This is a genomic window from Leucobacter aridicollis (assembly GCF_024399335.1).
GTDB lineage: Bacteria > Actinomycetota > Actinomycetes > Actinomycetales > Microbacteriaceae > Leucobacter > Leucobacter aridicollis_A.
This window is the reverse complement of the sequence record NZ_CP075339.1, coordinates 1,040,658-1,065,625: the sequence shown is the minus strand read 5'-3', so window position 1 is coordinate 1,065,625 and position 24,968 is coordinate 1,040,658. Positions and strand designations below refer to the sequence as shown.

Sequence of the window (24,968 nt, the reverse complement as noted above, 5' to 3'; positions counted from 1 at the left end):
AGGAAGGATTCCCGACGGGCGCGCCGCATCCCACACGCAGTGGAGCGTCTTGAGGCGCATGCTGTTCGGGCTCCTCATCTGGGTTCGCGGCCGGGAGGTCGCCTGTCGGTTGGACAGAGAGGTGGGGGCAGGAGTCGAACCTGCATGCACGGCCTTGCGAGCCGCAACCTAGCCATTCGGTCACCCCACCGGGTGGGCGCATCCGTTCGGATGCGCCCCGGGTAACACCTACGCGCGCTGGCGGGCGAGGGCGTCGCCGATCACCTCCACAGCATACTCAATCTGCTCGCTCGTCACGGCGAGCGATGGGAGGAAGCGGATCACGTTGCTGTAGCTGCCCGCCGTGAGCAGCAGTACGCCCTGGCTCGCGGCATAGGCAGCGATCTCACCCGCGAGCCCCGCCAACGGGGTCGTGGTGCCAGGCTCAACGAGTTCGAACGCGATCATCGCGCCGTGTCCGCGGATGTCACCGATCTCCGAGAAGCGGGAGGCGAGGTCGCGCAGGCTCTCGACGAGCGCGCGCTCGATCCGAGCGGCTTCCGCGAACGGCTCCCCCGTTTCGAGCATGTCGAGCACCGCGTGGGCGGCCGCGATCGAGACCGGGTTGCCGCCGAAGGTGCCGCCGAGACCGCCGACGTGTGCGGCGTCCATGATCTCGGCGCGGCCGGTGACGCCGGCGAGCGGCAGCCCGTCAGCGATGCCCTTCGCGGTGAGCACGAGGTCGGGAACGAGCCCAAAGAGCTCGCTCGCGAACCAGGTACCAGTTCGTCCGAGGCCTGCCTGGATCTCGTCAGCGATGAACACGACGCCGTTCGCGCTCGCCCACTCCGCCAGCGCGGGGAGGTACCCCTCGGCGGGCACGATGAATCCGCCCTCGCCCTGGATGGGTTCGGCGATGACCGCGGCGAGATCCTGCACCCCGATGCGCTGCTCGAGGTACTCGATCGTGCGCGCGGCGGCCGCTGCCCCCGAGAGCCCGTCTCGGAACGGATACGAGTTCGGCACGCGCTGAATGTCTGGCGCGAACGGGCCGAAGCCGGTGCCGTAGGGAGCCGCGCGATGGTTCATTGCCATGGTGAGGTTTGTGCGACCGTGGAACGCGTGGTCGAGGGCTGCGACGACGCGGCGGCCTGTGTGGGCCCGCGCGATCTTCACTGCGTTCTCGACTGCTTCTGCGCCCGAGTTCACGAAGAACGTCTTCTTGGCGTGGCTGCCCGGGGTGTGCGTCCCGAGACGCTCGGCGAGACGCACGTAGTTCTCATACGGTGTGACGGTGAAGAGCGTGTGGCTCACGCGGTCAAGCTGTTCCTTGGCGGCTGCGACGACGGCCGGCTGCGTGTGGCCGAGCGTCGTGACGCCGATTCCTGACCCGAGGTCGAGCAGGCGATTGCCGTCGACGTCGGTGAGCCAGGGGCCGTCGGCGTACTCGATGTACACGGGGAGGGCGCAGCCCACGCCCCGTGGCACTGCCGCCTGTCGGCGATCGTGGATCTCGAGGCTCTTCGGGCCGGGAATCTCGGTGACGAGCTCCGGGCGCTGAAGTGTGGCGGGAGCTTCGACTGTGTGAGTCATGGCTGTAACTTCCCTTCGGGTCGTGTGAAGAATGAGGCGGTTGCGGGGGCGTGTGTGGCGGCCTGCGGCACTGCTGCGGCAGCCGCTGCGAGGTCTTCGGCGAGCCTCGTCATCTCCTCACCGTCGAGGTCGTGCACGGTGAGCCTGAGGAAGTGCTCGCCGTCACGCTCGAGCCCGAAGGTCATGCCGTCGCGGGCTATCCAGCCGCGACGCATAAGCTGAACGAGCACGGCGGACGAATCGCCGCGCACATCGACCCAGACGTTGAGGCCGTCACGGCTCTCCGACGTCAACCCGACGACGCGGAGCCGATCAACAAACGCCGCGTTCCGCGTGGCGTAGTGATCGCTCGCGCGGCGAATGAGGGCCTGCGTCTCGGGGTCGGTGAGCAGTGCCACGGTGAGCCGCTGGATGAGATGGCTGACCCAGGTGATGCCGCCGCTGATACGAGCTGCAAGGCGTTCAGCGGTCTCGGTATCGCTCGCGACGAGCGCGATGCGCATGTCTGGGCCGAGCGCCTTCGACATGGAGCGGACGAGCGCCCACCGCGACTGGCCGTCACCGATGATGCTCGCGTACTGGGTCCGGGCGAGTAGCGAGAAATGATCGTCTTCGATAACGAGCACCTGCGGGTAGTCTGCGAGCACCTCGCGCAGCGCGGCCGCGCGGTCTGCGGTGAGACTCGCGCCAGTCGGGTTGTGGGCGCGCGGGGTGCAAATCACTGCGCGGACCCCAGATTCGAGGGCCGCAGCCAAACTCTCGGGGAGCATCCCGTCGGCATCCATCGCGACTGGCACCGGGCGGTAGCCGTTCTGCCGAATCGTGCTGATGCTTGTCAGGAAGCAGGGATCCTCAACTGCGAGCGCGTCGCCAGGCGTGAGCGTCTGGGCGAGTAACCGCTCGATCGCGTCGACAGCTCCGGCGGCGACAGTCAGCCGGAATGGGCGCGGTTGATCTGCGGCGATCCACGTGGTCGCCCACTCTGCGAGATCAGGATCAATCGTCGGCTCGCCGTACAGGCGCGGCGCGGCAGCGGGGAGCCGCACGAGCTCCGGGCGGGGAAGGAACGCTGGATCAGGGTTGCCGTCGCCAACGTCGCGGAGCACGGTGTCGCGCGCGAATCCCTCCTCCTCGTAGGCCTCATAGGGGTCGACGATGAAGGTGCCAGCACGGCCGCGCGTCTCTGCGAGCCCAGCCTGCACGAGCGCTTTATATGCGGCTGACGCCGTGTTGCGGTTCACTCGGAGCGTATCGGCGAGACTGCGCATCGGCGGCAACGAGTCGCCTGGGGCGAGGGATCCGGCGTCGATGAGCGCGCGAATGCTCGCGACGATGTCGTCGACGGTGCTGCCTGAAATCTCCGTGGGGCCTGTGTGCCCTGCGCCGCGGTTCGCCACGCCTGCTCCCTTCTCACGGTGTACCGAACTCGTCAGCTCGGTTTCAACACAGCCCATGTTACGCTTTGTCCTATGACAAAGCAACTCGGGGCAGATGACCTCCCCATTCACGACTTTCCGACAGCCACCTCCGTCGCCGAGTTCACGCGAAACATCGCCGACGTCCGCGAGAACATCGCGCGTGCTGCAGCTGGCGTCGGTCGCTCCGCAGCAGACGTTCAGCTGCTCCCCGTCAGCAAAACCGTGCCCGAGGACCGCGTGCGCCTCGCAGTCGCGGCCGGATGCACCCAGCTCGGAGAGAACAAGGTCCAAGAAGCGAAGCGTAAGTCAGAGAACCTCGCCGACCTCGGCGTCGAGTGGTCGGTGATCGGGCACCTCCAGACGAACAAGGCGCGCGACGTCGCCGCCTTTGCATCTGAATTCCAGGCGCTCGACTCACTGCGTGCCGCCGCGGCGCTCGACAGACGCCTCCAGGCAGCTGGCCGCGGCCTGGACGTCTACGTGCAGGTCAACACTTCGGCCGAGCCCCAGAAGTACGGGCTCCCGCCAGAAGACCTTGAGGCGTTTCTCCGCGAGCTCCCCCAGTACAACTCACTCAGGGTGCGCGGCCTCATGACCCTCGCTCTCTTCACGAGCGACATTCCGCGCGTTCGAACCTGCTTCGCGCTCCTGCGCACCCTTCGAGACCGCATGCGCGAGCTCGATCCGGCGCTCGTCGGTGACGGCGGACTGTCGATGGGCATGAGTGGCGACTACGAAGTCGCGATCGAGGAAGGCGCGACATGCGTACGGGTCGGCCAGGCGATATTTGGCGCCAGGCAGCTTCCTGACAGCCACTACTGGCCCGAGGCGTTCCCGCAGGAACCAACTGGCGCCCAGGCAGACCCCAGGCCGTAGCGCATGCGACTCGCCGAGGTGTCGGTGCCGGCGCTCCGCCACAACATCGGCGCTATCAGGCGCCACACGGGGGCCGAGGTCATCGTCGTCGTCAAGGCCGATGCGTACGGGCACGGCGCAACCATCGTCGCGCCAGCCGTGATCGAGGGCGGAGCAATCATGGTCGCTGTTGCGAGCCTCGACGAGGCGCTCGCCCTGCGAGCAAACGGGTTCTCGGCCCCGATTCTCTGCTGGCTCCACTCCGAACGGCTGGACTACCGCGCGGCCGTGCGCCACGACGTCACGCTCGGAGTGAGCCGCGCCGGCCAGGTGCGCGATCTCGCGGCCGCCGCCGCAGATCTCGGCGCGACCGCTTCCGTTCACCTCAAACTCGACACCGGACTGAGCCGCAACGGCGCTGCCCCGGAGACATGGCCCGAGCTGTTCGCCGCCGCGGCATCCGCGGAGCGTGCCGACACTGTGCGAGTGGCTGGCCTCTTCAGCCACCTTGCCAACGCCGGCGATGCTGCCGATCGCGCCCAGGCGTCGCGGTTCGACGCTGGCGCACGACTCCTCCGCGTGACGGGCGCGAACCCTCGACTCAGGCACCTTGCGGCGTCGGCGGCGGCGCTTTCCTCCCCCCACCTCGCGTACGATGCGGTCAGGGTTGGGATCGCGGCCCTCGGCCTCGTTCCGGAACCCGGCGTCCACGGCCAGCCGATCCGCCTGCGCCCCGCACTCACGCTCAGTGCGGAGATCGTCTCGCTGCATCGCGGGAGCGTCAGGTCGTATCCCGAGGAGCCGATCCTGAACGCGGCCAGCGGAGAGCGGCTGTACGCGGTCCTCCCCATCGGGTTTGCGGACGGCATGCCGCGCGCGCTCGCGGGCACGGGTCTCACCGTCACGATTGGGGGCCTTCGCGCGCCACTCGTCGGCCAAATCGCGATGGACGAGTGCATCATCGACGTGACGTCCCTCGCCTCGCGCGTGCGCGTTGGCGACCGAGCCGTGCTCTTCGGAGACCCCGCTCGCGGGGAACCCGCCGTTGAGGAGTGGTCCGAGCGCCTGGGGACCATCAGTTACGAGATCATCGCCCGCCTGGGGACCCGCGTACGGCGAAAGTCGGTGGGCCAGGGCGACCCCCCACGAGACGCCCCGGCCCACCTCTCCCCCTCGGGCCGCGAGGGGGAGTTCTAGGAACCCGCGGCGGCGACAGCGACCACGCCCGCGACGATGCGGTGAAGGTCACGCTCGCTGAGCGACGGGTGGACTGGCAGCGACAGCACCTCGGCTGCGGCGCGGTCGGACTCCGGCAGATCGGCCGCCGGCGCATAGGATGCGAGCGACGGGAGCCGGTGGTTCGGAATCGGGTAGTACACCCCGGTAGCGACGCCATGCTCGTGCAGCAGCGCGGCGCGGATCCGGTCGCGTTCGGCAGCCGCAACCCGAATCGTGTACTGGTGGTAGACGTGGGTGGCCTCAGGGGCAACGCGCGGTGGGGTCACACCGGGTACCAGCGCGAGTTCGTTATCAAAGAACTTGGCGTTGCGCTGCCGGATCCTCGTCCACGCGTCGACCTTACGTAGTTGCGCGCGCCCGACCGCCGCGTGCACGTCGCTCATTCGCGCGTTGAACCCGACGACCTCGTTCGCGTACTGCGTCTCCATGCCCTGATTACGCAGTAGCTTCACCCGGCGAGCGGTTTCGTCAGCACGGCACACGACCATGCCGCCCTCGACGGCGGTCATGTTCTTCGTGGGGTACAGACTGAACATCGCAAACTCGCCGATCGTGCCGACGGGCCTGTCGAGCCAGCTCGCACCGTGCGCCTGCGCAGCATCCTCATAAATGGCGAGGCCATGCTCTCGTGCGACCTGTTCGATGGCATCGACCTGAAAGGGGTGGCCGTAGAGGTGCACAGGCATGATGCCCTTCGTGCGCTCGGTGATCGCCTCGCGAACGCGGGCGGGGTCGAGCGTGAAGTGCTCTGGCTCGATGTCGGCAAACACAGGCGTCGCGCCCGCAAGCACGACCGAGTTGGCGACCGCCGCGAACGTGAACGACGGCACGATCACCTCGTCGCCTGGCCCTACCCCGCTCGCGAGCAGGCCGAGGTGCTGGCCGCTCGTCCCCGAGTTCACCGCAACCGTCGGCCGACCGAGTACGAAGTGGCTCGAAAACTCCGCTTCGAAGGCGGCGACTTCCGGGCCCTGCGCGAGGTTTCCCGAGCGCAACACCGCGTCAACAGCGAGTCGCTCCTCACTGCCGATGCGCGGAAGTGCCGCAGGGATGAGCGTGGGTGACTGGGTCATGGGGTGTGCCTTCCGCGCCGAGGACGCATGTCGAATCATTGTCATCACCATGATAGCGTTTGTCCTATGACAAATGTTGTGAGTGTGAAAAATCGTCGCTCACCGCGGGAATTTGAGCGGATCGGCGAGCGACGCCGGGCGGTGCAACTCGCCGACGCCCGGCAGCTCGAGCTCACACGCCGCCCCGCGCACATCCTCGCAATCGGGTCCCAACTCGCGCACGGATCGGTCGGCCTGAACGCCGCCGCGCGAGTATTTGGGAGCCGCGGGGCGCACGCGATCACACTTCCGACGATCCTGCTCAGCGTGATGCCGCACTACGCCGCGGTGCACGACGTCCAGGTGCCCGCAGCGTGGCTCGCCGACACCCTCCGCGACCTGGCGGCCGCGGACGCGCTCACGGACCTGCAGTGGCTCTCGACAGGATACTTCGCCACGCTCGGCCAGCCGACTGCGGTCGCAGATTGGTTCGCAAGCCAGGCCGAGAGCACCCGGCCCGCGCTGCTCGTCGACCCCACGCTCGGCGATGCCGAACTCGGTTTCTACACCGACCCCGGCCTTGTCGACGAGATCCGCTCCGAGCTCCTCCCGCTTGCCACCGGAATCGTTCCCAACAGGTTCGAGCTCGCTCACCTGAGCGCCTCCCCGCTCGCCGAGCTCAGCTCGCGGGGCGCTGTCGAAGAAGCCGCCCGCTCGATCATGGGACCACAGACCGAGTGGGTCGTCGTCACCGGCGTCAGGCTACCAAGCCGACAGCCCCGCATCGGCGGCCCCGCAGATATCTGCGACGTACTCGTGACTCCGACGTGGAGCAGCGTGCACCGCCAGGAGGAACGAGAGGTTACCGCGAAAGGACTCGGCGACACTTTCGCCGCCGCCCTCACCACCGCACTCCTCGAACGTTACGACATCGACGAGGCTGTCGAGTTCGCCTCGGGTGAGGTGCGGCGCGCCCTCGCACAAGACACGCGGGCGTCCCGCGACTGACACGACAACTTGCAGCATCGCACACTCGAGAGGAGCACTTCACAATGTCCACACGCAGCTCGATCGCCTCATGGGTGACGTCGACCGACCACAAGGTGATCGGCTACATGTATCTCATCAGTTCGGTCGCGTGGTTCCTCGTCGGCGGCGTCCTCGCCCTCATCATTCGCGCGCAACTCTTCGCGCCGGGCCTCGAAGTGGTCGCAACCAAGGAGCAGTACAACCAGCTCTTCACCATGCACGGCACAATCATGCTGCTGATGTTCGCAACCCCACTGTTCACCGGATTCGCAAACGTCATGATGCCGCTGCAGATCGGCGCACCTGACGTGGCGTTCCCTAGGCTCAACGCGTTCTCGTTCTGGCTCTACACGTTCGGCTCGCTCATCGCCGTCGGCGGCTTCCTCACCCCACAGGGCGCCGCCTCATTCGGGTGGTTTGCGTACGCACCCCTGTCGTCGGAGACGTTCTCGCCAGGCGTCGGCGGCAACCTGTGGGTACTCGGCCTCGGCATCTCTGGCTTCGGAACGATCCTCGGGTCGGTCAACTTCATCACGACGATCATTACGATGCGCGCACCCGGCATGACCATGTGGCGCATGTCGGTGTTCTCCTGGAACGTGCTCGTAACCTCGTTGCTCGTGCTCGTCGCGTTTCCGGTGCTCGCTGCTGCGCTCTTCGCGCTTGCGATGGACCGGATCTTCGGCGGCCAAATCTTCTCGGGCGAGGGTGGCGCAATCCTGTGGCAGCATCTTTTCTGGTTTTTCGGACACCCCGAGGTGTACATCATCGCGCTGCCGTTCTTCGGCATCGTCTCCGAGATCTTCCCGGTTTTCAGCCGCAAGCCGATCTTCGGGTACAAGACGCTGATCTACGCGACGATCGCCATCGCCGCGCTGTCCCTCACCGTGTGGGCGCACCACATGTACGTGAGTGGCTCGGTATTGCTCCCGTTCTTCTCGCTCATGAGCATGCTGATCGCGGTTCCGACAGGGGTCAAGATCTTCAACTGGATCGGCACCATGTGGCGCGGCTCGATCACCTTCGAGACCCCGATGCTCTGGTCACTCGGCTTCCTCGTGACCTTCGTGTTCGGCGGCCTCACAGGCGTCATCCTCGCGTCGCCCGCACTCGACTTCCACCTCTCGGACACCTACTTCGTCGTGGCGCACTTCCACTACGTCGTGTTTGGCACTGTCGTCTTCGCGATGTTCGCAGGGTTCTACTTCTGGTGGCCCAAATGGACAGGCAAGATGCTCAACGAACGGCTCGGCAAGATCCATTTCTGGGTGCTGTTCGTTGGGTTCCACATGACGTTCCTTGTGCAGCACTGGCTCGGCGTCATGGCGATGCCTCGCCGATACTACAGCTACCTGCCCGAGGACGGGGTTACCTGGGGAAACCAGGTTTCGACAATCGGATCGATGGTTCTCGGCGCCTCGATGATCCCGTTCTTCGTCAACGTCTACCTCACTGCGCGGCGAGGCGAACGCGTCACCCAATACGACCCCTGGGGGTTCGGCCGATCGCTCGAGTGGGCCACGTCGTGCCCGCCGCCGCGGCACAACTTCACCTCAATCCCGCGCATCAGGTCCGAGTCACCGGCGTTCGACGCCAACCACCCCGAAGTCGCACCATCGCCCGCCTGGGCTCCACGCACGATGCAGGCAGAGGCCCTGTCCGAGACCGACAGCGCGCCGAACACGCAGGCTGTCGACTAGTCAAAGTCGCCGCGCGGCTTGCGGCGAGGTGACGTCGTCGACTTCAGAAAGAGACGCACGAGCGAGCTCTTCTTCTCGAAATAGGCATGGCGCTCAATCTCGCCGCGCGCGTACTGCTCCTCAAGTTCACGGAGCGTCTCCTCGGCAGCCGTCGCGTCGAAGCGCGATGCGCCGCCGATGGTCGTGTTCGCCCGGATCTTCATATCGCCACCGAGCATACTCGACGTAAATGTCAGAGCTTTGACCTACACTCATCGAACACACTTTCGAATGGGGGTAGGGGCGTGTACCGGAACGAACACGAAAAAGACACGGAGCGCGAGCGCATGCCATACGTGCAAGTCGACACTAACCTCTGGGCCGTCATGCGTTACCCGAAAGACCGACCGGTTGCGATGATCCAGGGCCTCGCGAACCGCGAGAACGTGCCGCTCTTCTTCGTCATGACGTGGCACCCAGAACCGTCAAAACGGCGGGTGGTGTCACAGCACGACACACTCGAGGCCGCGAACAGCTCGGTCCTCTGGGATACAAATCAAGTCGCGCGGGTGTCCCAGGCGACCGCTGGCCCAGCGAATGGGCGGAGATAGTGTCGACGTGCTCGCGCCTTCACTGGCACGCAAAAGCCCCACCGGCGATGATGCCAGCGGGGCCGCAGTGAATTACTTCTGACGCTGCCCAATCCCAAGATCGCGGGGGCTTGAAACCGACTCACCAGTGAACGAGTTGCGAAGCGCAAGGGACCTGACGATCCCGTCTGCGAGCTGACGCGCACCCTCCGGCGTGGTCTTCTCGTCAGCTGCTGCGTCCTCGCTCTTTTGGAATCCAATACGGATCTCCTCATCGAGGTATTCGAGCACCCCCTGCTGAACATGTGAAGGAAGTCGGCTGAAACTGTCGCTAAGCATGGTCTCCATGTTATGCCAGCACTGCGCGAATTTGGAATTCGCGCGCCCTAATGTTCAAGTTTGGTCCACGATTCGCCCGCGGTGGCTGCCGGCGGGGGCCTGGGGCAACTAGCGCTCACCCTTGGCGAGCCGCATGATGCTCTGAACAGTCATGGCGAGCCCTGCAAGCCCAATCAACCCGGCGAACGCACCCGAGACCACATGCAGATCAAAGAGCACGAACGCAAAGACGGCACCGATAACGAACATGATCCCAACGGGAAGCAGGATTTTCGGCGACGGCAGCTGGGGCGCCTGCTGGGGTTCAGTCATGCACTGAGAATACCAACGCTCTGCGCGGGCTCCATCAGGCCCGGAACGATAGCGGTAAACCTGTGACCCCGTCGCCGTGATCGATTCCCCTGGAAACTCACACGCTACTAAGTGGGCCAGGTGCGAACAGAACTGGCTCCGTGGAGTTGCATCTGCCCCAGTCAGCAAGATTGAAGTCGCCACTCTCGCTAATCAGATACAGGCTAGATGCGCTGCTCGACCGTGAGGCCTTCCGCGTCTTGCCCGGGCAATCGGACCCTGCGGGGCAGGGGTTCGCGGTTCGCGATTCGATGTCGCGCAGTGATTCGCCCGCAGGGAAAGGCGCGCTGCAGCACGGTGCAGCAGTGCTGCCCACAATCGGCTTAGGCGCTCCTGGGTTGTTTGCCTTCGTAGCCAGCCGAATCGAATAGGTCCCGCCAGAACCCGAGCATGAGGCGCGCAACGAGCGCGCCTGGCACTGACGCTCGTTCACGCCCGGGGTTGAGAAGAGACTCAGCTCATTTGTTTCCAAACAGATCTTGGGCGCTGGTAACCCCAGCATAGAACGACTCTTCAAACCTCGCTGGAGGCACATCACCGAGGTCGCCACGGAGTCGTCTCGTGTTGTGCGAGTACTCCCTCCAAACGTCGCGAGCTCGAGATCGTTGACCGTTTTCCGCGGCCCGTTCATCGCCGGCCCGCGCACAAGATCGGCCCCGTTGAGGTGGTTCACCGCCTCAGCGAGGGCATTACCATGCCTGCCGCCAACAGTTCCGGTCGAGGGCGTCGCCTCGATACCGGAGAGGCGTTTTCCACTACGAGTGGAGAGAAATTGGCTGCCAAGGGAGCGCGAAAGTCAGATCGTTCACCCACAACTGATTCGGCGCACCTGCGCTGAATGCGCGGTTCGCGAGGCCTGAGCTCACCATTCTCTTGTTCAGGTTCTCGAATCCGCGCCTGCGCGTCGGGGAAGACTCCACTTTTCACGCCTTGGTTGATATCGGCCTGGCGTACCCAGGCGCGCACCGTCGACCCGGAACCGAGTTTTTCCGGCCACGCCCACGGTCGCGCCTTGGCTCATACCGGGTTAGGCGCAGAAAGTTCGCACCATTCTGATCGCTGCACCTCCCTCCCAGCCGAGTAGCGGCATCTCTTGTTCTCATGTTGGACTCCGCTCCATGCCCCATCCGCAACCCTGGAACCTCCAACATTGCCAGGACGCCTTCATCAACGGGGCACCGGGCCCCTCTCCCAAACCCACGTGTTCGAGCCGAGAATACGGCCACCATACTCTTCGAAGAAGTCGGTAGATAGAGTGGCCGGCATGGGGAAGACGAATGGGATCCTGAATCGCTGCATCAATGAAGCTCGGGATGAGCTATCAGAATTCACGAATGGGAGGGCATTTACATCGGGGAACTGTCATGCACTTCATGACCGCGTTCAGCGCGTCTTAGAGTCACTTACCGAGGCAGTTGAGGCGCTTGCCGAAGACAGGGCACAGCGCCGCGATAACGAGGAGCCCAGCCGAGTAACTACACGCGGCTAGTGACGTCCGAGGAGCGCTTCCCGGAGTGACTCAGTGCGAGAGATCGCGTCGTCGAGCTGCCGCGCCGGTTCGCGAAGGTAAAGCTGTCGGCAGATAGGTTCTTGCGTTCACGTCGCGCTTGCGCGATTTCCTTGTCGAGGTAGTCAATGGTGTGAGTTCTAATGTGTTTTGGAAGTCGTCTGAAGCCTGCCCCAAAAGGAGGAGGAACCGTACCGGGCGGGGTGACGTGCGCCTGCGCCTCATTGTTGGAGGCTTCATAGCTCATTAACGTGGGCCCCCTCGCTCAGGCCGGTGGCGAAAGACCGCCGATAATCGTCGCTGTGATACAGCGACAGACTCAAAGCAGGTTACCGCCTAGTTGGCGGTACAAGAAGGGCACGGTAGGCACGCGTTCATCGGTTGTCTGCCGGGGGTAGGACTTCTCTCATCCGGTGATCAAGCCCCAAATGAGCAGGACGACTATGGAACCACTAATGAGAAGCGTCCAGAACTGTAATGACCAGAGGTTCTGGGGCGACGCGTCGAACACGATCGATCCAAGCCAACCGCCAGAGATGCATTCTTCAAGAGCAGCCGACTCCACCTGCGGACACATGTTGCTCTCGCGGAGTTCATCCGCGGTCTCGTAGCGAACGAGGAAGCTCACCGTTGCGCCGGCGAACGTGCCACTTGGCGTTCCCAGCAACAGCATCGGCGCAGGTCAAGCTACCGAGAGTTCACTGGATGGAACGATAACTTTGCGACCGACTCGTCGACCTTTTCAACCGAGCGAGTGGGGGTGGGCCCAAAGGACTCACTAGCGCTGCTGCAACCGGCGGGTGCCCCGTGAGTACTTCGAGAAGGGTTCGAGAGGGGTTCGAATAACATTTCACCGCTCACTTCCTCGACGCCTGGCAAGTGACATGGTGCTGACGCTTCGAGCGGCCGATGGCGACGAGGACACCCTTCGCGCGTTGACCATGCCTCATACGTGCCGGGACCCGCTCGCGCACATCACCTGCCCCGAAGCGCTCAAGAGACGTCAACAGGGCGGCAGCCTTGAAGAGCGCACGCAGAGCCCGAATGACCCTCTCGTCGGCGGAGACGAGGCGCAGCCCCGTTCCAGCGAGATAGGTATCTCTCGGAACGGGGCCGCAGCTCGTTCATATCAGGCTCAGGTTGTACGTGCAGGACCAGCTTGTTAGGCGGTGATCGACTTCCCCTCGGCTGCTTCAGTCGACGGCATTGCTACCTCGATCTTCCGCGGCTTTGCCTTTGCGTTCAGCGGAAGGATGACGCTGAGGACACCGTCCTTGTAGGTGGCGCTGATGTTCTCGGTATCGATGCCTTCGCCGATGCTGAACTGTCGCAAGTAGGCGCCCTCGGGGCGCTCCTGTGTCAGCCACTTCACGCCGTCGGAGTTCGCGCCTGAACGGTAAGCGCGGATCGTGAGTAGCTGGCCGTCGACGTCAATATCGAGGCTGCCTGGGTCGATTCCTGGCATATCAGCTGTCAGGAAGTATCGGTCCTGGTCTCGGTAGAGATCAACGGGCATGGCGCGTGGCGCGGTGCGCGCCTGCAGCATGCCGGTGGCGACTCGTTCGAGCTCAGTGAAAGGGTCAAATGTCAGTGCCATTGAGATCAGTCTCCTTTCGATAGAAACCTGAGTCGGTTCCGCTCAGGTGTGATTTAGATTAGCACTCTGACCCTGAGAGTGCTAATAAAGAATGCTCAAAAATTGCTCAAAAGACCAACGCCACAGAGCTCACATTCCGGACCACTCGAGCCGTGTTCAACGACATCAATGCGCCCTGCCGCCATATCCGCAAGCAGCTACAGGCCCAAAAAGTAGCTGCCCCCATGTTTGAGGCGTATGGTGGTGTCCCACTCAGGAAAGGGAATGCAACATGAACGAGAAGAAGAAGCCCACCGAGGACACTGTTGACGAACCCGTAATGGACGGCGCTGACGAGGAATTCGATGGGGACGCAAACCCCCGCAAAGGGCAATCAGACCCAGGGCTGATCCGCCATCCCGACAAGGGCGACAAGACGACCGCGCCTTACAACCTGTAGAGCAGCCAGCAGCACTTCTGGACAAGACCACCAGTTGCGCCAACCACACTGCGCGAACCGCGCTATGTGATCCTGCAACACGAATATCCTCTTGCACATATCTGGCCGACTCGTACGGTGTTGACGCTCTGGTTCCGCATGCAATCACGAATGGCCCCCAGTAACCCTGCTCTCGCCACGGAGGAGGCGCGGGCCCACTGGGGGGCTATGTTCGTCGCTTCTGGACGGACTTAGCCCCGTTGGCTGGACAGGCGCCCGCGCTCCGTGGGAGTTGGCTTTCTCAAGCCCCCACAGTACGGATGCGGTCGCGGCCTCGAGGGCGCCGTGCTGCGAGATAACGCGTCGCTTGGATGGCTGGGGATGCCATTACTGCACAAAGAACATGGATACGTTGTCGCGGTTTGCGAGAGCAACGCTCATTGCGACGGGAGGGTCTTTGGGCTGGCGCATGACGCCCATAGATTGGTGTCGACTTACACGCATGGCATGCACTCGATGTCGTTGGTTGTGTCGGTGCGCGTCACGGCTTCCCCTGTCCGAAAGTTTGCTCGAATAGCGTCTGTGTGCCCACTGACATCTATGACTTGTTTCGGAGCCCTTTCTGCTCTCGCGTAGACGCGCGCACGGAGCTCGTCGAGCTGTTCTGGCGCGAGTGCTTGGTTCAGGATTTGTGCGATGCGTGTACGAGATAGACCGGCTTCTTCGCCGATTTGGGAGTGAGTGAGGCCGGCGCTCCGCGGCGCGAGAATACGGGGCCGGTCAGGTGATGGTTTGGACATGCAGCATCTGCCAACCGCCTGGGGTCTTGGCATTGCGCGCTGGCATGCTTGCGGTCTCGAAGACCTCTGTTTGGTCTCGCCCCTGACGCGTGCCGACCGCCGTCATGACACCACCGATCTTACCCATCTTCACTGGCGCTCTCACGAGGTCGAAACCCTCCGGCCGGTTCACCTTGAGCCAAACGTGGACTTCCTCGAGCGACTCCGCGACGCTTCACGCTCGACGGTTTCGACGAGTCGAATCGTGGCAAGCAGCATGACCTCAGGCGACTCGATCTTCAGCTATGAACCGGCTTTTACTATGGTTGTGCTTATGTGCCAGTACCAGCCCACCTGCCCAACGACGCGTCATCGGGAAGGGACTATTTGCCCTGAACGGATCCGCATTCAGAAGCACAACCAGAAGGTACAAAAACGCAACGCGGAAGTGCGTGAGCACAACCGCAAGGTTGATATCGAGAACCGGGTCGGGGCGGTCGTCGCCGTCGTCGCTGTCGTGGCTATCGCGGCTCTTGGCGTTTGGTGGTTCCTGCTGCGCTAAGGCTTTCCGCCATGCCGCCCACCTGGGTACGGCCAGCGGAATGAGTGACGCAACGCCTCAAGTACTCGAAGGTATGATGCTAATCATCGCCCTTGAAGTTACGCCGGACCCCACAGCAGCAGTGTCTCGAAGCGAACGGAAGACCAGCAAGCTCTTCTTCGAGCAAATGAAGGCTGGGCAACCTCTCATAATTCAGGGAACAGAGTAATGGCAGCTGCTCGAGGAGCCAGCAGTGCATTGGTCAACCGAGCGAAAAGCTGCGAAGCGCTCTGGAGCTTGAAGCGATTCAGCATTGGGTTTGCCGCAGCGATTCTCGTTCTGCTCATGGGCGGCCTGTTCAACCATTTCGCCCCCAGCAAGCCAGACTTCTTCCTGATCCTGCTCTTTCTCCTATCATCTGTCACCTTCATCAATGGCGCGTCCCGCGGCTTCGAGGGTCAAGGCTATTCCCAAGCATCGTCACGTTCATATCAACCGGTGCGGGGCGCCGTCGCCCTTCGCCCTATTCGCTTAGCCAAACCCGAAGCTCTCCTTGCGTCCGCGTGCTCACATCCCCCCTGTCGCCCCGTGATCGCTCAGTGGGGTCACCCTCGGGTTGTGGACACTACGCGAAGCAGACCCCCGTGTTCTGCTGGAACGGATGTCTCCTGACCACACGTAGGAAATTCACCCCGGAGTAGCGGCGAGAGGCCGCCCACCTCGTGATCGATACCGGCCGCGAGCGCGTGCACGTCGCCAAAGAACTCCGGCCCGGGGAACAACTCCTCGGCCGTTGGGTGAACCAAGAACGCGCACGGCTCGAAGGCCCGACCCCAGCCGAAACTCAACACGCCGAGACTCATGGGCGTTGCTCGCTCTGTCTACCACGCCTGGCGTTAGAAACGAAGCCGGCCTTGCTGGCCTGCGTGCGACAAATCCCGCGCACATTGATACGAGCGCGACGAATGACACGAACGCTTCCAGGACAGATCCCGACGATGTGGTGTTTCATGCCGACCGGGGTGCCCAGTTCACCTCGACACAGCTGCACGAGGTTTACCAGGCGCATGGACTCGCCCAGAAGCACCGCGGGGACGAGACGTCTAAAGCAGCGTAGTTTCCCATGTGCCCCAAATGTGCCCTGCGAACTGAGCTGGCGGTAGGCGAAACAAAAAAGCCCCGGAACTTCCGCAATTCTCTACGGCAGTTCCGGGGCCATCTGTCGGGATGACAGGATTTGAACCTGCGACCCCGTCGTCCCGAACGACGTGCGCTACCAAACTGCGCCACATCCCGATTTACGCTTTCGCGCAAGGAATACTCTATCGGGTCGCACTCGAAAAACGAAAACGGGCAGGGCGGTCAGCATGTCGCGGGCGGGGCTGTCAGCATGTCGCGCGGCGGCCGAGCTCGAGCCCGCGCACAAGCCGCTCCGGACCGGGCCCCGGCCCTGGCGACGCCGCTCGCTAGTCCAGCGTCGCGATCACCACGGGGGCGTCCTGCCCCGGCCAGGTCGCCGTAAGCGTGCCCACAGCCCCACGCGCAGCGGGTGAGTCGGTCTGCGGCACGTGGATCACCCTGAGCGTGGAGAAACCCGTCGAGGCGACGCTCACGCCGTCAGCGAGAGACACCTCAGCAGCCCAGAGCTCTGGCACCTGCGCGCCGGGCTCCCCCGACCCATGGATCGGCATTTGAATCGCCCGCGCGACGGTGCTGCCGTCGGGCTGGTGCACGAGCTCTTCACTGTTCGAGCCGCCCTGCGAGATCACCTGGGCGAGCACGGCGCGGTAGACGGGGTCGCCCGTCGCGGCAGTCACCCAGCGCGTGCCGAGCACGCCGTGCTCGGTCGTACCAACAAGGTGCGCCTCTCCGCCATCGAGCGGCGCGCTGCGGTAGGTGAGCGGCACGTGGTAGACCTTGTCCTCGCCAGCGGAGACAAGGATCCCGTCGATGCCAACCTCGCCTTCAGGGTCGTCGAGGCGGTAGCCCGAGACGCGCGTGAGCTTTGAGATGTCGCCAGTAAACCAGGGCTGCTTCGGCAGCCACTCGGCGATGAGTTCGAGCTTCGAAGGGACGAGCGTGGTGTCGATGTAGAGGAGTGCCATGACCCGATCATACGGGGCCGACGCGTGAGCGAAAACAGAAACGCCCACACCCTGGCAACAGCTCAGGGTGTGGGCGCGAAACGCGAAAGCGGCGCTTACTTCTGGTTCTTCAGGCGCGATGCCGAGCGGGCGCGCAGCGACGCGTCGAGCTCGACCTTGCGAATGCGGATCACGTCGGGGGTCACCTCGACGCACTCGTCTTCGCGGGCGAACTCGAGGCTCTCCTCGAGGGTCAACACGCGGGGAGGAGTCATCGACTCGAACGAGTCTGACGAAGCTGCACGCATGTTGGTGAGCTTCTTCTCCTTGGTGATGTTCACGTCCATGTCTTCCGAGCGCGAGTTCTCACCGATAACCATGCCCTCGTAGACCTCCTGCGTGGGCTGCACGAAGAAGCTCATGCGCTCCTGGAGGTTGATCATCGAGAACGGGGTCACGACGCCCGAGCGGTCGGCGACGATCGAGCCGTTGTTGCGGGTGACGATCTGGCCTGCCCACTCGTCGTAGCCGTGCGAGATCGCGTTCGCGATGCCGGTGCCGCGTGTGGTTGTCATGAACTCCGAGCGGAACCCGATTAGGCCGCGGGCGGGCACGATGAACTCCATGCGAACCCAGCCGGTGCCATTGTTCACCATGTTCTCCATGCGGCCCTTACGCGCTGCGAGCAGCTGCGTGATCGCGCCGAGGTGCTCTTCGGGCGTATCGATCGTGAGGTGCTCGTAGGGCTCGTGGGTCTTTCCATCGACCTGCTTCGTGACAACCTGCGGCTTGCCGACGGTGAGCTCGAAGCCCTCGCGGCGCATGTTCTCGACGAGGATCGACAGCGCGAGCTCGCCTCGGCCCTGTACCTCCCACGCGTCGGGGCGGTCGGTGTCGAGCACCTTCAGCGACACGTTACCGATGAGCTCGCGGTCAAGGCGATCCTTGATCATGCGGGCGGTGAGCTTGTGGCCCTTCACCTTGCCGACGAGCGGCGAGGTGTTCGCACCGATTGTCATCGAGATTGCGGGCTCGTCGACCTCGATGAGCGGCAGCGGACGGGTGTCTTCAGCGTCGGCAATGGTCTCGCCGATGGTGATGTTCTCGATACCCGCGATTGCAACGATGTCACCGGGGCCGGCCTTCTCTGCCGGGTAGCGGGTGAGCGCCTTGGTGAGCATGAGCTCGGTGATACGCACGTTCTGCTGGGTGCCGTCGCTCTTGACCCAAGCGACGGTCTCGCCCTTGTGGATCCAGCCGTTGTGCACGCGCAGCAGCGCGATACGGCCGAGGAACGGCGAGGAGTCAAGGTTCGTGACGTGCGCCTGCAGCGGGTGCTCGTCATCGTACGTCGGTGCGGGCACCTGCTCAAGGATCACGCCGAAGAGCGCCTCAAGGGTGTCGCCGTCGGGCAGCGTGCCGTTGGCGGGCTCGTTCAGGCTCGAGGCACCGGCGCGGCCCGACAGGTAGACGACGGGAACGTCGAGGATCGCATCAACGTCGAGGTCTGGGTGCTCTTCAGCGATATCGGAAGCCAGGCCGAGCAGCAGGTCCTGCGCCTCGCCGACAACCTCGGGAATCCGGGCGTCGGGGCGGTCGGTCTTGTTCACCGCGAGGATCACGGGGTGCTTCGCCTCAAGCGCCTTGCGCAGCACGAAGCGGGTCTGGGGCAGCGGGCCCTCGGACGAGTCGACGAGCAGCACGACGCCGTCAACCATCGAGAGTGCGCGCTCGACCTCGCCACCGAAGTCGGCGTGGCCGGGGGTGTCGACCACGTTGATGGTGATCGGGCCGTTCTTCGCGTGCTCGCCCTCGTAGCTGATGGCGGTGTTCTTCGCGAGAATGGTGATGCCCTTCTCGCGCTCGAGGTCGTTGGAGTCCATAACGCGGTCATCGACGTCTGCGTGTGCGTCGAATGAGTTCGTCTGACGCAGCATGGCGTCAACGAGCGTGGTCTTGCCGTGGTCGACGTGTGCGACGATGGCGACGTTACGAAGGTCTTCGCGTGTGGCAAGAGCCATAGGGGTGGATCCTCACGATCATAAAATAGCGAACGTTCTATCATACCCGTTCACGACTCATCCCGCGACCCGCGCGGGAAATGCGCGAGTTGCGGAGCAGGCCGAGACGGACCTCGGAGCGACGTCTGCCCCGGAAACCCTGCCCGAGCCGCACGGCGCGGGCGCCCCTCTAGCGTAGTAGGTCGCCGCCCACCGCGGGAATGCGGTGGGCGGCGACCTACTGATGTGGCTGCGCGGCTGGACTCGGCTACTCGAGCCCCTCGGCCACTCGAAGCGCCCGCGCAAGCTCTCGCCGCTCGGCCTGCTCGGCGGGGTCGGGCACCGGAAGCGAGGCGAGCAGACGCTGTGTGTAGGTCTCCCGCGGGGCGCGAAGCACTTCGGAGGTCGGGCCGCTCTCGACGAGCTCTCCGCGGTACAGCACGCCCACGCGATCGGCGAGCGCGTCGACGACCGCGAGGTCGTGCGTGATGAACAGCGCGGCGAACCCAAGCTCAGCCTGCAACTCGGTGAATAGCTCGAGCACTCGCGCCTGTACCGATACGTCGAGCGCGCTCGTCGGCTCATCGGCGATGAGCAGCTTCGGATCGAGCGCGAGCCCGCGCGCAAGCGACGCGCGTTGACGCTGCCCGCCTGAGAGCTCGTGCGGATACCTGTCGCCGTAGGCGCGCGGGAGCTGCACGGACTCGAGCAACGCGTCGACACGCGGCCTTGCCTCGGCGACGGATCGCGCGACCCTGTGAACGATGAGCGGTTCGGCGACGTTCTCGGCGATTGTCAGTAGCGGGTTGAAGCTCGACGCCGGGTCCTGGAACACGAACCCGATGCTCTTTCGGAGCGGCCTGAACGCGCGCTCTTTGAGCCCGACCATCTCATGGCCGAGCACGGTGAGCGAACCGCCTGTCGCGCCGGTCAGGCCTGCAATCGTGCGGCCGATCGTCGACTTGCCTGATCCTGATTCGCCGACGAGGCCGTAGACCTCGCCCGCCCGGATCTCGAAGTCGACGCCGCGCACGGCCTTGAAACCTGGCCGCCCGAGCCTTCCCGGGTACTGGATCTCCAGGCCGCGCGCCGAGACGAGCGCCGGAGCCCCCTCCCCCGCTGACGCGGCATTCGCTGCGGCATCGGTGGGCCGCTCCGCAGCGCGGATCCTGCCGTCGCCGAGCTTGAGCACGGCGCCGAGCAGCTGCTTCGTGTAATCCTCGCGCGGGTTCGCGAAGACCTCTGCGACTGGCGCCTGCTCGACGACCTTGCCCTGGTACATCACGGCGACGTCGTCGGCGAGGTCAGCAACGACTCCCATGTTGTGGGTGATGAGCAGGATCGCGGTGCCGAGGTCGTCCCTGAGCTTCCGCAGCAGGTCGAGGATCTCGGCCTGCACGGTCACGTCGAGCGCCGTCGTCGGTTCGTCGGCGACGATGAGGCCGGGCTTCAGCGCGAGCGCCATCGCGATCATCACACGCTGCTTCTGCCCGCCCGAGAGCTGGTGCGGGAAGTAGTCGACCCGCTCCTCAGGATCAGGGAGCCCGACGAGTGCGAGCATCTCTATCGCTCGCGCCCGCAGCTGCTTCTTCGAGAGCTTCTCGTGCGCTCGCAGCCCCTCCGCGATCTGCCAGCCGATCGTGTACACCGGGTTCAACGCCGTCGAGGGCTCCTGGAACACCATCGCGACGTCTCTGCCCCGCACCGCACGCAGCGCCTCAGCAGACAGCTGCAGCACGTCACTCGTTCCGCTGCCGTCGCGCGCCGCGAGCAGCACCGAGCCGCGAGAAACTGCTGTCTCTGGCAGCAGCCCGAGCACGGTGCGGGCCGAAACGGTCTTGCCCGATCCTGATTCGCCGACGACCGCGAGCACGCGACCAGGCTGCACTGCGAGCGAGACACCGTCGACGGCTTTCACGTCGCCGTGATCGGTCGCAAATGTGACCTCGAGGTCGCGAATATCGAGAACCTTACTCATCGCACTCCCCCTGTCTCTGTAGCGGCATCGCCGCCACCCTGTGGCGCTTCGCCCGGCACAGTCGAAGTCATCGCCGTATTCGCCACGCGGCCACTGCCCGCCCTGGCCTTTCGCCGGACCCGCAACCGCGGGTCCGCGAGGTCGTTCAGGCTCTCACCGGTGAGGGTGAGCCCCATCACAACGAGCACAATCGCGAGCCCGGGCCAGACACTCGTCCACCACACCCCGTTCGTCACATCTGCGATCGCCTTGTTGAGGTCGTAGCCCCACTCGGCTGCCGAGTTTGGCTCGATGCCAAACCCGAGAAATCCCAGCCCCGCGAGGGTGAGAATTGCCTCCGACGCGTTCAACGTGAAGACGAGCGGCAGGGAGCGGGTCGAGTTACGCAGCACGTGCCGGAACATGATTCGCCCGCGGCTCGCGCCGACGACTCTCGCCGACTCTACGAACGCCTCAGACTTCACTCGCACGACCTCAGACCGCACGACCCTGAAGTACTGCGGAATAAACACTACAGTGATCGACAGCGACGCGGCCCAAATGCCGCCCCACAGGCTCGATTGTCCACCGGAAATGACAATCGAGAGCACAATGGCAAGGAGCAGCGACGGGAAGGCGTAGATCGCGTCAGCGATCATCACAAGCACCCTGTCGAGCGCGCCGCCGACGTAGCCCGACAGCAACCCGAGCATCGTGCCGGCAAAGATTGAGCTCACGACTGCGATCACGATCACGAGGAACGCCGTGCGCGCACCCCAGATGACGCGCGAGAGCACGTCATAGCCGGCGATCGTCGTGCCCAGTGGGTGGGCGGCAGACGGCGCGGTGAGCGAGCCAAAATCACCGTCTGGTCCGCTCAACGCGGAATACGAGTACGGCGCGAGGATCGGAGCACACAGCGCGACGAGCGCGAAAATGGCGACAAGCACAAGCCCCGTGATCAACATGCCGCGCTGGAGGCCAACGCTTTGGTGGAGCTGTTTCACGAGCGGGAGGTTATGCCAGCCGCGCTCGCGCGGAGGCACGACGGGAATGATTTCGGTCGACATATCAGTACCTCACTCTCGGATCGATGAGGGCGGCGACGACGTCGACGATGAAGTTCGACAGCGCAACGATGACGGCGAGGAGCGCGACAATGCCCTGCACAGCGACAAAGTCGCGTGCACTGAGGTAGTGGGCGAGCTGGAAGCCGAGCCCCTTCCACTCAAACGTGGTTTCAGTGAGCACGGCGCCACCGAGCAACATCGCGATCTGGAGACCGATAACGGTGATGATCGGGATCAGCGCCGGGCGGAAGGCATGCTTCGTGGCCAGGCGATACTCGCCAACTCCGCGTGATCGGCCTGAGTCGATGTATTCGCGCCCGATCGTACCGATCATGTTCGTGCGGACGAGCCTCAGGAAGATCCCGGCCGTCATCATGCCAAGCGTCAGCGCGGGAAGTACTGCGTGGGAGAGCACATCTCCAACGTTTGCCAACGAACCGGTCCGTATCGCGTCGATGAGATAGATGCCGCTCGGGTTTGCCAGCGTTTGCAGTTGCAACTCGGTGGCAATCGACGCACGGCCGGACACTGGGAACCAGCCGAGCCACACCCCAAAAATGAGCTTCATGATAAGGCCAGAGAAGAACACCGGGGTCGCGTACGTGAAGATAGCGAAGACGCGCAGCGCCGCATCGGGGCCACGGTCCCGGTAGTAGGCGGCGAGGATGCCGAGTGGGATGCCAACGACGAGCGCGACGATCAGGGTGTACACGGCGAGTTCCAGGGTGGCCGCCCCGAAGGTGACGAGCACCTCGGTCACCGGCCGCCGGTCACTAAACGTGACACCAAAGTTGCCAGTAAATATCTGGCCGAGGTACTCGAGATACTGCACGATCAGCGGGCGGTCGTAGCCCGCCTCGGCAACGCGTTTGGCGAGCTCAGCCGGGGGCAGCCTGTCGCCAACGGAGGCTGAAATCGGGTTGCCGAGCGTTCGCATGAGGAGGAACACCATCGTCATCAGAATGAAGACGGTGGGGATGATGAGGAGTGCACGCCACAGGATAAATCTTCCGAGGCCACCACCCTTCATCTTCGCGCGTGCGGTCACCGCGGGAGCGGCTTCTGTAATTACCATTGCAGGAATTCAGAGACACGGTAGGCGGGCGGAAGCGCGTCGCGCCCCCGCCCGCCGAACCAAGTTACTTCGTGAGCGACCCGAAGCGGAACTTGAACGACGCGTCAAGCGTCACCCCGTCGACGCCGTCAACTGCAACCGCAACCTGCGCGCCCTGCTGCATCGGCAGCGTGGAGAGATCCTCCGCGAGCTTGTCCTGCGCCTGCTCGAGCAGCTTGCCGCGTTCGGCCTCGTCGCCTGTCACGCGCTGCTCGTCGATGAGCTTCACAACGTCAGCGTTCTCGTAGTGGTTCACGAGGAAGTTGTCCGGCGAGAAGAACGGCGTCAGGTAGTTGTCGGGATCAGAGTAGTCGGGGAACCAGCCGAGCTGGTGCGCCGGGTAGAGGTCCTTCACGCGGTCCTCGGTGTACTGGCCCCATTCAGTCGACTGCAGGTCGACGGTGAACAGACCGCCAGCCTCGAGCTGAGACTTGATCTGCGCGTACTCCTCTGCTGAGGCGGCGCCGTAACGCTCCCCCGCGTACTGCAGCTTGAGATTCACAGGTGTCTCAACGCCTGCATCGGAGAGGCGCTTGGCTGCGCGCTCGGCATCAGGCCCCCCTTCACCATCACCGTAGAGGCCCTTCAGCGACTCATTCGCACCGAGGAGTCCCTCAGGGATGTACGAGTACAGCGGAGTGTAGGTTCCCTTGAACACCTCGGTCGAGATCTTCTCGCGATCGAGCGAGTCTGCGACGGCCTGGCGCACTGCGAGCGCCTTCGCCGGGTCAGCCCCGTCCACTCCCGTGCCGAACGGTTGCGTGTTGAAGTTGAACACAATGTACCGGATCTCGCCGCCCGGGCCCTTGACGACATTCAGGCCATCGGTGCTCTCGAACTTCTCGACGTCGGTCGCCGAGATATTGCGGAATGCGACGTCGACTGCCTTCGTCTCGATCGCCTGGCTGAGATTCGACTCGTTCGCGAAGTACTTCACGTTGATCGAGTCAGTCTTCGGAGCACCCCAGAGGCCCTCGTAGCCATCGAACGCCTGATAGGCGATGAGGTTGCCCTTGTCATAGTTTGTCACCGCGTACGGACCAGCGAAGGGGTTGGCCTTCACGAGTTCCTGGTCGTCTAGGATTGCGTCTGCTGGGAAGACATCCTCATCGACGATCGGCCCGACTGGGCTCGAAAGCACCTGCGGGAAGGTCTGGTCATTCTCGGACTTGAGCTTGAATACGACTGTGGTGTCGTCCGGTGTCTCGATGCTGTCGAGGTTTGCAAGCAAACTCGAAGGCCCATTCGGATCCGCGATTGCGACCTGACGGTCGAACGTGAACTTCACGTCCGAGCTCGTGAGCTCATTCCCGTTGGCAAACGTCAGCCCGGGCTTCAACTTCACCGTGTATTCAGTCGGGGCGGTGAACTCCGCTGACTCTGCGATGTCAGGCGCAACGGTCGACTCGCCCACGGGGTTATTCAGCAGGAATGGGTACACGTTCGTCATGACACCGAACGAGCCGTTGTCGTATGCGCCTGCGGGGTCGAGCGACGTCACCGTTTCGGTCGTGCCGATGGTGACCGCGCCGCCGCCCGAGCTGCCACCGTCTCCGCCCCCGTTGTTACCGCCCGATGCGCACGAGCTCAAGAGCAGCGCCGCCGCGCCAGCGAGTGCGACAGAAGTAAATAGCGTCTTCTTCAATTCTTCCTCCATTGGAAACTCATACGCGCAGCGTTGCCCGTACTAATTGCGTTTCAGATCACTTCACACACTAGTGGGCCATTGCCCCAAGCGTTAACCGCTTGTAGCAATGGCCCACGAATTGTGACCTAG

Annotated in this window: 21 protein-coding genes, 2 tRNA genes and 1 pseudogene; 7 read left to right on the top strand and 17 right to left on the bottom strand. The window is 63.9% G+C overall.

Translation table 11 applies throughout. The features are described from left to right. Window positions 1-119: 119 nt before the first annotated feature. The 3 genes from KI794_RS04725 to KI794_RS04715 all read right to left on the bottom strand — a co-directional run bounded on the left by KI794_RS04725 (window position 120) and on the right by KI794_RS04715 (window position 2,969). Window positions 120-190 (bottom strand) — tRNA-Cys (locus tag KI794_RS04725). A 38-nt stretch (window positions 191-228) separates the two neighbouring features. Beyond that, a complete protein-coding gene (gene gabT / locus KI794_RS04720; protein WP_255809321.1) occupies window positions 229-1,572 on the bottom strand; it encodes a 4-aminobutyrate--2-oxoglutarate transaminase in 1,344 nt (447 codons plus the stop codon). Further along, complete coding sequence (locus tag KI794_RS04715; RefSeq protein ID WP_255809320.1) at window positions 1,569-2,969, bottom strand: aminotransferase class I/II-fold pyridoxal phosphate-dependent enzyme; 1,401 nt, start codon at window positions 2,967-2,969, stop codon at window positions 1,569-1,571. Before KI794_RS04715 ends, gabT begins: the two co-directional genes overlap by 4 nt. Before the next feature lie 72 nt (window positions 2,970-3,041). On the opposite strand from KI794_RS04715, the gene KI794_RS04710 reads away from it, so the two are divergent. Further along, window positions 3,042-3,866 (top strand): YggS family pyridoxal phosphate-dependent enzyme, encoded by an 825-nt coding sequence (locus KI794_RS04710; RefSeq protein WP_255809319.1) that lies wholly within the window; start codon window positions 3,042-3,044, stop codon window positions 3,864-3,866. Between the two features lie 3 nt (window positions 3,867-3,869). Next, window positions 3,870-5,042, top strand: coding sequence for an alanine racemase (alr, locus tag KI794_RS04705; protein ID WP_255809318.1), 1,173 nt, complete (start codon window positions 3,870-3,872; stop codon window positions 5,040-5,042). On the opposite strand, the gene KI794_RS04700 is transcribed toward alr, so the two are convergent. After that, window positions 5,039-6,157 (bottom strand): DegT/DnrJ/EryC1/StrS family aminotransferase, encoded by a 1,119-nt coding sequence (locus KI794_RS04700; RefSeq protein WP_255809317.1) that lies wholly within the window; start codon window positions 6,155-6,157, stop codon window positions 5,039-5,041. The genes alr and KI794_RS04700 overlap by 4 nt on opposite strands. A gap of 66 nt (window positions 6,158-6,223) precedes the next feature. On the opposite strand from KI794_RS04700, the gene KI794_RS04695 reads away from it, so the two are divergent. Further along, window positions 6,224-7,144: a bifunctional hydroxymethylpyrimidine kinase/phosphomethylpyrimidine kinase gene (locus KI794_RS04695; protein WP_255809316.1), complete on the top strand. Its 921-nt coding sequence runs from the start codon at window positions 6,224-6,226 to the stop codon at window positions 7,142-7,144. Between the two features lie 44 nt (window positions 7,145-7,188). Further along, a complete protein-coding gene (gene ctaD, locus KI794_RS04690) occupies window positions 7,189-8,865 on the top strand; it encodes an aa3-type cytochrome oxidase subunit I (RefSeq protein WP_255809315.1) in 1,677 nt (558 codons plus the stop codon). Here ctaD and KI794_RS04685 read toward each other — a convergent pair. Beyond that, on the bottom strand, window positions 8,862-9,068 hold the full coding sequence (locus KI794_RS04685) for a hypothetical protein (protein ID WP_119283408.1): 207 nt from the start codon (window positions 9,066-9,068) through the stop codon (window positions 8,862-8,864). The genes ctaD and KI794_RS04685 overlap by 4 nt on opposite strands. A 123-nt stretch (window positions 9,069-9,191) precedes the next feature. On the opposite strand from KI794_RS04685, the gene KI794_RS04680 reads away from it, so the two are divergent. Continuing rightward, window positions 9,192-9,455 carry a hypothetical protein gene (locus KI794_RS04680; protein ID WP_162921170.1) on the top strand — a complete coding sequence of 88 codons (264 nt, stop codon included), beginning with the start codon at window positions 9,192-9,194 and terminating at the stop codon, window positions 9,453-9,455. A gap of 72 nt (window positions 9,456-9,527) precedes the next feature. Here KI794_RS04680 and KI794_RS04675 read toward each other — a convergent pair whose 3' ends face one another. From KI794_RS04675 to KI794_RS04655, 5 genes and pseudogenes are all read right to left on the bottom strand, one after another. Beyond that, window positions 9,528-9,773 (bottom strand): hypothetical protein, encoded by a 246-nt coding sequence (locus KI794_RS04675; protein WP_119283096.1) that lies wholly within the window; start codon window positions 9,771-9,773, stop codon window positions 9,528-9,530. A gap of 108 nt (window positions 9,774-9,881) precedes the next feature. Next, a complete protein-coding gene (locus KI794_RS04670) occupies window positions 9,882-10,085 on the bottom strand; it encodes a hypothetical protein (protein WP_119283097.1) in 204 nt (67 codons plus the stop codon). A 497-nt stretch (window positions 10,086-10,582) separates the two neighbouring features. Then, window positions 10,583-11,214, bottom strand: a pseudogene (locus tag KI794_RS16305) (transposase). Between the two features lie 823 nt (window positions 11,215-12,037). Further along, entirely contained in the window at window positions 12,038-12,304 is a 267-nt protein-coding gene (locus KI794_RS04660) for a hypothetical protein (RefSeq protein WP_119283098.1), read from the bottom strand. Between the two features lie 489 nt (window positions 12,305-12,793). Next, the gene (locus KI794_RS04655; RefSeq protein WP_119283099.1) at window positions 12,794-13,228 is read right to left on the bottom strand and encodes an Hsp20/alpha crystallin family protein; all 435 of its coding nucleotides are present in this window, start codon (window positions 13,226-13,228) and stop codon (window positions 12,794-12,796) included. Between the two features lie 271 nt (window positions 13,229-13,499). On the opposite strand from KI794_RS04655, the gene KI794_RS04650 reads away from it, so the two are divergent. Further along, complete coding sequence (locus KI794_RS04650; protein ID WP_162921171.1) at window positions 13,500-13,667, top strand: hypothetical protein; 168 nt, start codon at window positions 13,500-13,502, stop codon at window positions 13,665-13,667. Between the two features lie 777 nt (window positions 13,668-14,444). Continuing rightward, complete coding sequence (locus tag KI794_RS04645; protein WP_255809314.1) at window positions 14,445-14,987, top strand: hypothetical protein; 543 nt, start codon at window positions 14,445-14,447, stop codon at window positions 14,985-14,987. 1,201 nt (window positions 14,988-16,188) lie between these two features. On the opposite strand, the gene KI794_RS04635 is transcribed toward KI794_RS04645, so the two are convergent. The 7 genes from KI794_RS04635 to KI794_RS04605 form a co-directional block, all read right to left on the bottom strand. Further along, window positions 16,189-16,262: transfer RNA gene (locus tag KI794_RS04635), tRNA-Pro, on the bottom strand. A gap of 170 nt (window positions 16,263-16,432) precedes the next feature. Then, window positions 16,433-17,071 carry a maltokinase N-terminal cap-like domain-containing protein gene (locus tag KI794_RS04630; RefSeq protein WP_119283102.1) on the bottom strand — a complete coding sequence of 213 codons (639 nt, stop codon included), beginning with the start codon at window positions 17,069-17,071 and terminating at the stop codon, window positions 16,433-16,435. Window positions 17,072-17,166: 95 nt separating this feature from the next. Then, entirely contained in the window at window positions 17,167-19,071 is a 1,905-nt protein-coding gene (gene typA / locus KI794_RS04625; RefSeq protein ID WP_255809313.1) for a translational GTPase TypA, read from the bottom strand. A 247-nt stretch (window positions 19,072-19,318) separates the two neighbouring features. Further along, window positions 19,319-21,028 carry an ABC transporter ATP-binding protein gene (locus tag KI794_RS04620; RefSeq protein WP_255809312.1) on the bottom strand — a complete coding sequence of 570 codons (1,710 nt, stop codon included), beginning with the start codon at window positions 21,026-21,028 and terminating at the stop codon, window positions 19,319-19,321. Then, a complete protein-coding gene (locus KI794_RS04615; RefSeq protein WP_255809311.1) occupies window positions 21,025-22,077 on the bottom strand; it encodes an ABC transporter permease in 1,053 nt (350 codons plus the stop codon). Before KI794_RS04615 ends, KI794_RS04620 begins: the two co-directional genes overlap by 4 nt. Window position 22,078: 1 nt before the next feature. Beyond that, complete coding sequence (locus KI794_RS04610) at window positions 22,079-23,152, bottom strand: ABC transporter permease (protein ID WP_255809310.1); 1,074 nt, start codon at window positions 23,150-23,152, stop codon at window positions 22,079-22,081. A gap of 64 nt (window positions 23,153-23,216) precedes the next feature. Beyond that, window positions 23,217-24,848 carry an ABC transporter substrate-binding protein gene (locus KI794_RS04605; RefSeq protein ID WP_119283107.1) on the bottom strand — a complete coding sequence of 544 codons (1,632 nt, stop codon included), beginning with the start codon at window positions 24,846-24,848 and terminating at the stop codon, window positions 23,217-23,219. Between the last annotated feature and the right edge of the window lie 120 nt (window positions 24,849-24,968).